We start from the raw sequence: 7,286 nt of genomic DNA, 5'->3' as shown, positions 1-7,286 counted from the left end.
CTGGGCGTGGAGAGTGCTGAGGGCTATCGCTTTGACTCGATTGAACTCAAGGAAACCACCTTTCGCATTGATGGCGTCTTTGTCCCCCCTGACCCCGCAGGGGTGGTGTATTTCTGTGAAGTGCAGTTTCAGCGGGACAACACCTTCTATGAGCGCTTCTTTGCGGAGATTTTTCTGTATCTACGCCTAAAGCGCGATACGTTTTCTGACTGGCAGGCGGTGGTGATTTACCCTGACCCCCAGACGGAGCAAAAAGAGATTACCCCCTATGTTCCTCTCATCCAAAGCGATCGCCTACGGCGGGTGTATCTGAACGAGTTAGGGTCACCAGAACAGTTGCCCTTGAGTCTAGGGCTGATGAAGCTGATGACGCTCTCCAGAGCAGAAATGCCAAAAGCAGCGAGATGTCTGGTGCAGAGTGCGCAGGAAAAGACTGTTCAGAAGCGGGAGGTGATAATAGAGTTAATCACGCGGATAATGCTGTATCGGTTCACGGAGCTGAAACGGGAGGAGGTGCTGCACATGCTGGGGCTGACGACGGAGGAACTGAAGCGGACACGGTTTTATCAGGAGGTCTATGCAGAAGGGCGACAGGAAGGATTGCAAGCGGGACGAGAAGAAGGATTGCAGCAGGGATTGCAACAGGGGTTACAAGCAGGATTACAGCAAGGATTACAACAAGGATTACAGCAAGGAGAAGCAGCGGTTGTCCTACGGCAGTTGAGGCGGCGGTTTGGCAGTCTGCCCAATGAGCTTGAAGAAGGCATCCGCCGGCTCTCTCCTGATCAAATCGAAGCCCTCGCAGAAGCTCTCTTAGACTTCACTGACCTAGAGGAAGTGGCTGCGTGGCTAAATCGCTCTGCTTAAAGCTTCTTATCATAATGAGCCGTGCTGGAGTAACTGACTCCCAATAGGTCAAGTGAGTGAACTATAGACAGAACTGCTGTGAGAGTACGGTTTAGCTAGCGCTTGCCACGGCGACTGAGGTAGCAGAGAATCAGTTTGCAAGCTAGCAGTGAACAACTCCATAAACTGGAAGTCAGCGAGGGGAGTGTCCTAGGCAGCGCCAGACGCCGAAGGTTGAGCACTGTTTTGTCTAAATGGATGATAATCGTCGCTGGGTGGCGGGTATGAGCGTTGTTTGCGTCCTTATTAGGCTTTTTGTTTGTCTAAACAGTCATTAAGGCGAGCGGCTCTATCCGCTACTAAGGCTTGCCCATCCAGTTTCCAAAGACAACGGGGAACAACCGTGGGGGTTAGATTATCCCGCTTCAACCAGCGGTAGATAGTCCATGACTTACTTGGAATAGTGGAGTGGTCTCATTGATTTTGCCCTCTTGTCTCAACGTGCTCTCGTAAATCTACGCTGTAGCTCATGGTTCTTTCTTGACCTTCGACCTGTGCAAGTTTGTCACTTTAACCTATCTGTCTTAAAAAATCTCACTCCCTCTTAGAATACCTATGTTAAATATTTATTAAACAAAAGCTACAAAGGTTATGGAGACACCTGAAGCTTATCCTTGCATCCTCTGACTAAAATAGAGAAACCGAAAGATGACCCAACTGCGTTTTATTCAATCAGTGGTGGTAGGGCTAATTCTCCTCGGTGGGGGAGCGATCGCTCTTGTCACGACGATGCAACAAAAGCAAGTTGCCACTCCCCAGAATCCCGACCATGGCTACCACAGTGCTGCGCCGACCCACAATCACGGTGGGAGCGCTTCGGCCACCCATGCCGAACTAGTGAATTTCTCCACACCTATTCCTCAACAACCAACCACCTTCACACTGGCCATTCGCACCCATACGGGCGAGACAGTGACGCAGTTTGAGCGTTTCCAAGAGGAGCTGATGCACCTGATCATCGTCAGTGAGGATTTTCAAGTATTTCAACACCTCCATCCCCGCTATTTAGGTGAAGGTCAATTTCAGGTCACAACCACGTTGCCCCAAGGCGGCGGCTACACCCTCATTGCCGATTACAAACCTGCCGGCGCGACGGAAACAGTGGCAATGCTCCCTATTGTTGCTCAGGGAACTTCCCCCCAACTTGCCGCCCCCACCCCTCAAACAACTCAAGTAGTTGAGACAACAGCAGTTGAACTAAAACTGCCTCAACCCCTCAAGGCTGGATCGCCGCTGGAAATTGCTTTTCGCTTACGGGATGTAGCTACCCAGCAACCTATTCCAGATTTACGCCCCTACCTTGGTGAAGCAGGGCATCTGGTGATTTTGCGAGCCACGACTTCCCTTAAACCCACTGACTATCTCCATGCCCATGCCTTGGAGCGCCAACCTAGGGAGACCATTCGTTTTATGACCCAGTTTCCCAGTCCCGGACGCTACCGGCTCTGGGGACAGTTCCGGCGGGGAGATAAAATCATTACGGCTCCCTTTGCGGTGACGGTGAATTGAGGGAAGCTGGCCATTTCTGAACCCAATTCTGGTGAGACTTGGATGCGATCGCCCCCCCCTAAAACGGTTGTCAATCTCCCCACTGTTACCCTCACCCTTGAAAGTCAGGGGAAAACTTTAAGCTACACCCTGACACAGTCAGAGCACCGTTTGGGACGCGATCCCCAGTGGGCAGATTTAGTGGTGCCCGATGATCCCCTTTGGGCAGTGATTTCCGGCCGCCACGCCGTGTTTAAGCAACAGGGGGCAACCTACTACCTCTGGGATGGGGATGGCCAGCAACGCCGCAGTACTAATGGCACGTTCTACAATCACCGTCGCATCGGCATTGAAGAAGGGTTTGCCCTTGGGGAAACGCTGCGTCTAGAAATTGGCCAAGACCCGAAAAACAAAGTCCAGCTGCTGGTGCAGATCCAGTTTTCGGGAACAGCCAGCCCACTCCCCTTACCCCAGCAGCGCCGCCTAGTCCTCAAAACCCTCAAGGAATGGCCACTCACATTGGGGCGCGCAGCCAGCAACAGCTATCGGCACTGGCAACTGGAGGCTCCGACGGTGTCTTTGCGCCACGCCAGCATTGATCGCACCCCTGCAGGTCTCTATGTACTGCGCGATTTGGGCAGTACCAACGGCACCTATGTCAACGATGTCCTCGTAAAAACTCCCCACACGCTCCGCAACGGCGATCAAATTCGCATTGGACCTTTTGTCTTGCTGTACCGCCACGAGACCCTAGAGATGGCGGATCCGGGGAGTCACATTCGCCTTGAGGCGGTGGGCTTGAAGCGGTGGGTAAAAACGCCAGCAGGCGATCGCCCCCTTCTACAAGATGTTTCCTTTGTGGCGGAGCCTAAGCAGCTGGTGGCTGTGGTGGGGGGCAGTGGCACGGGGAAATCCACGCTCTTAAAGGTGTTGATGGGACTAGACCCCCTTCAGGAAGGACAGGTGCTGCTCAATGGTCTCAATCTGCATCGCAATCTTGCCACCTACCGCCACCAGATTGGTTATGTCCCCCAAGATGATATTGTCCATGCCCGCCTCACCGTGGCTGAAGTCCTAAACTATGCGGCGCAGTTGCGCTTACCGGCGGACACCGATGCCCAAAACCGCAGGGCAGCAATCCAGCAAGTGCTGGCACAGGTGCAGTTAACGGGGACAGAGCATCAACGGGTCGCCAGCCTCAGTGGTGGTCAGCGCAAGCGGGTGAGTATTGCCGTTGAGCTATTGGCAAATCCCAAGCTTTTTTTCCTCGATGAACCTACCTCCGGTCTCGATCCGGGCTTGGACTTTTTGCTGATGCAGTTGCTGCGGCAATTGGCGGATCAAGAACGCACGATTATCTTGGTGACCCATGCCACCAGCCATGTGAATCTGTGCGATCGCCTGCTGGTTCTGGGTGCTGGGGGGCGTCTTTGTTATTTTGGTTCAGCCAATGGGGCTTGTCACTTCTTTAGTCCAACGGGCGATCGCCCCCTGAATTCCGTGGCCGAGATCTATGCCCTATTGACCCCCGAAAATAGTGCCGAGTGGAGTCAGAAATTTCGCCAATCCGCCGATTATCAACGCTACCTTGGCCGCCACCTGAGCATGGGGGGTCAGGCTGAGAGCACCAGTGTTTTTGGGTCTGAAGGCCGTCCCAAGGTTGAACCGCCCCCCCAGCGACCCGCTCCACCTCACTTCTATCAATGGCGGGTATTGTGTCAACGGCAGTGGCAGCTCCTGTGGCGCGATCGCCTGAGCCTCGTCCTGAACCTCACCAGCGTCCCCATTGCCCTGCTGCTCACCCGCTTTGCCCTAGATCGCTCCCCCTTTGTGCCCCAAGATCCCCCCGGCCTGCTGCAGGCCGCTCAAACCCTGCGCATTCTCTTTGTCTTTACCTGTGCCTGTCTTTGGGTAGGACTCTCCGGCTGGGCGCAAGCCTTGATTACAGAGGTGGCCATCTACCGCCGCGAACGCCTTGCCAATCTCAGTCTTTGGGCCTACATGGCAGCCAAACTTACCCTTGGGCAGGGGATGGCTTTGGGACAAACGCTGCTCATTACCTTGGTGGCCCTCTGGGCCTTTGGTCTGCCAAAGGGTGCCCTTCTCCCTTGGCCGCTGGGGCTTGGGGTCACCACCTTCTTGACCCTGGTGGCCGGTCTTTGTTTGGGACTCTTCATCTCGGCGGCGGTGACGAATTCCGATCAGGCAAGCAAAATTTTGCCACCCCTGCTCTTGCCCCAAATTATCTTTGCCGGCGTCCTCTTTAAGCTCACGGGAGTGGCCACCGCTCTCTCTTGGCTGACTATTGGCCGTTGGACGATGGGTGCCTATGGGGCTTTGCTCGATGTGAACGGCATGGTACCGCCGCCCCTCGATTTTGGCCTCTTTGAACCCCCTCCCCAGCCCTTTGAACCCACCCCTGTCTATGCCCCCACTTGGGGAAACCTCCTATTAAATTGGGGAATGTTGATCCTCCACAGCGGGATTTACTTGGGCATGGCCACGTTTCTGCAACGGCGCAAAGGCTAAGATCCCCTATATTTACCTATTGCGATCGCCCAAGCCCTGGAGGAAGATTAAAAGATTGAGCCGATCAGCCCAAAATTTTCCCGCCTAAGAGAATCAATAGAGACCGCTACCGCAGCTATGGAGACGGATGTTGTTTCCCTGTACGGGCGCGACTACATTCCCATTGTCGCCCCTCCTTTACCTGCCACCAAGATTCAAACCCACCCCAAGACCGTCCCTGTTCTCAAAGACAATGACGTGCTGCTCATTTGTGATGAGTTGGGCAATGTTTGCAATGACGAGCACCAGACGGCAATTACGGGGCTATTTTGCCAAGACACTCGCTTTTTAAGTCAAGCGGAGCTGCGAGTGGGGGGCGATCGCCCAGTGCTCCTAAGCTTTCACTGCACGGGCAGCCATGCCCTCAAGGTGGTGTGTACCAATCCCAAACAGCCCGATCTGCCAGCGGAAGCTCTGGCCATTGAACGATTCCTTGTCGTCCGCGGTGCGCTGTTTGAAACCATTCTCGTGACTAACCACCAAGTGCAACCTGTGGTGGTGGACATTTGTCTCACTTTTGGGGCAGACTTTCAGGATTTATTTGAAATTCGCCAATACGGCAATGGGCGGCCACAGCGGGGACAGACGCTGAAGCCGGTGAGTTGTGAATTGCGCCACACCAAGGGACGAGCCGATCTGTGCTTCGCCTACCAAGGCCTTGATGGTGCCCTCATGGAAACTCAAGTGCAGTTTTTGGGCACCCCCCCCGACGGTCTAGACAACATGACAGCTCGCTGGCGCCTGCGGTTAGAACCCCAAGGTTACCACAGCATTCACTACTGTGTCCGTCCCTTCACCAATGGCTTACCCACGGCCCGTGCAGCGGTGCCCTTCTCCCTAGCGGCGGCGGATCAAGCCGCACAACAGGAACGGCAACAGTGGTGGTCAGATTGCACAGAAATTGTCACCTCCAATCCCCAATGGAATCGTATCCTGCGGCGGGGCATGGCAGATCTCTACATGCTGTTGCAGTCCTTTAGTCACGGCAAGGTCTTGACGGCGGGTATTCCCTGGTTTGCGACGCTCTTTGGTCGCGACTCAATTATTTCGGCCATGCAAGCACTAATTCTAAACCCGGCGATCGCCCGCGATACGCTGCACACCCTTGCCCATTACCAAGGAAAAGAGGTGTGTCCGCAGCGGGATGAGCAGCCGGGGAAAATTCTCCACGAGCTGCGCTGCGGCGAGATGGCGCGCAATCGGGAAATTCCCCACACACCCTACTACGGCACCGTGGATGCCACCCCCCTGTGGCTGATGCTCTATGCCGACTACTACCGTTGGACGGGCGATCGCGCCACCCTTGAGGCCTTGTGGCCCCATGCCCTTGCCGCCATGGATTGGATTGATCAACAGATGGCTGCCACCGGCTATCTAACCTACAGTCGCCAGGCGGAGAAGGGGATTGACAACCAAGGTTGGAAAGATTCCAGCAACTGCATTGTCAACCGCCGTGGGCAACTGGCTCGCGGTCCCATTGCCCTGTGTGAAGTTCAAGGCTACGTCTATGCTGCCAAGACTCGCCTAAGTGCCATTGCTCAGGAGCTGGGCCATCCCCAGTGGGGCGATCGCTGGCAAAAGGAGGCCGCCGCCCTCAAAGAGCGCTTCAACCGTGACTTTTGGCTGGAACCCGAAGGCTTCTATGCCCTTGCCCTCGATGGCGACGGTCGGCCGGTGGATAGCCTCACCTCCAATGCGGGTCAGTGCTTAATGACCGGCATCTGTGACCTAGAGAAAGCTCAACAGGTAGGACAACGCCTGCGGCTACCTGATCTTTTTAACGGTTGGGGCATTCGCACCCTCAGCAGTACCTCCCCCGCCTACAATCCCATTGGCTATCACTTGGGGTCGGTCTGGCCCCACGATACGGCCCTCATTGCGCTGGGATTGCGGGCAATCGGCGAGAGTGACTTTGCCCTGACCTTGGTGGAGACACTCTTTGACATGGTGTGTCGCCAGCCGGATCTGCGCCCTCCGGAACTGTTCTGTGGCTTTGATCGTCAACATTATCCCCAACCGGTGCAGTACCCAGTGGCCTGTTCCCCCCAAGCTTGGGCCACGGGAAGTTTGTTTCAATTTATCCAAATCATGATCTGGCCCTTAGTGGATGCGCCCCAGGGCAAGTTTTTGTTGCAGCAGCCCCTGTTGCCCGCCAGTATCGAGGAACTCCACCTCCGCAATCTGCGAGTCGGCAACAGTCGTCTGCATCTGCGGCTCTGGCGCACGGGAGCCAGGGGCTGTGACTGGGAAGTGCACACTGGGTAACAAAGAGTAACTGAGACTAAGCGCCCTCGCTAAACTAGGGTTGGCGTCTTGTCAACGTC

Annotated in this window: 4 protein-coding genes; all 4 read left to right on the top strand. The window is 55.2% G+C overall.

Annotated elements, in window-relative coordinates; translation table 11 throughout:
• Nucleotides 1-867, top strand: an 867-nt coding sequence (locus Q0711_RS11035) for an Rpn family recombination-promoting nuclease/putative transposase (RefSeq protein ID WP_299042570.1), incomplete at its 5' end; no start/stop codon positions are given.
• A gap of 687 nt (nt 868-1,554) precedes the next feature.
• The gene (locus tag Q0711_RS11030; protein ID WP_299042566.1) at nt 1,555-2,415 is read left to right on the top strand and encodes a hypothetical protein; all 861 of its coding nucleotides are present in this window, start codon (nt 1,555-1,557) and stop codon (nt 2,413-2,415) included.
• Nucleotides 2,416-2,457: 42 nt separating this feature from the next.
• On the top strand, nt 2,458-4,923 hold the full coding sequence (locus tag Q0711_RS11025; protein WP_298611313.1) for an ATP-binding cassette domain-containing protein: 2,466 nt from the start codon (nt 2,458-2,460) through the stop codon (nt 4,921-4,923).
• Nucleotides 4,924-5,040: 117 nt separating this feature from the next.
• The gene (locus Q0711_RS11020) at nt 5,041-7,227 is read left to right on the top strand and encodes an amylo-alpha-1,6-glucosidase (RefSeq protein WP_299042563.1); all 2,187 of its coding nucleotides are present in this window, start codon (nt 5,041-5,043) and stop codon (nt 7,225-7,227) included.
• The last annotated feature ends 59 nt before the right edge of the window (nt 7,228-7,286 follow it).

The organism is uncultured Thermosynechococcus sp. (assembly GCF_937958135.1).
Lineage (GTDB): Bacteria > Cyanobacteriota > Cyanobacteriia > Thermosynechococcales > Thermosynechococcaceae > Thermosynechococcus.
This window is presented reverse-complemented; position numbering and strand designations above follow the sequence as displayed.

Excerpts from the sequence above, each read along its gene's own strand:
- Q0711_RS11030 (WP_299042566.1), top strand. The coding sequence starts at position 1,555 with ATGACCCAACTGCGTTTTATTCAATCAGTGGTGGTAGGGCTAATTCTC.
- Q0711_RS11020 (WP_299042563.1), top strand. The coding sequence starts at position 5,041 with ATGGAGACGGATGTTGTTTCCCTGTACGGGCGCGACTACATTCCCATT.
- Q0711_RS11025 (WP_298611313.1), top strand. The coding sequence starts at position 2,458 with ATGCGATCGCCCCCCCCTAAAACGGTTGTCAATCTCCCCACTGTTACC.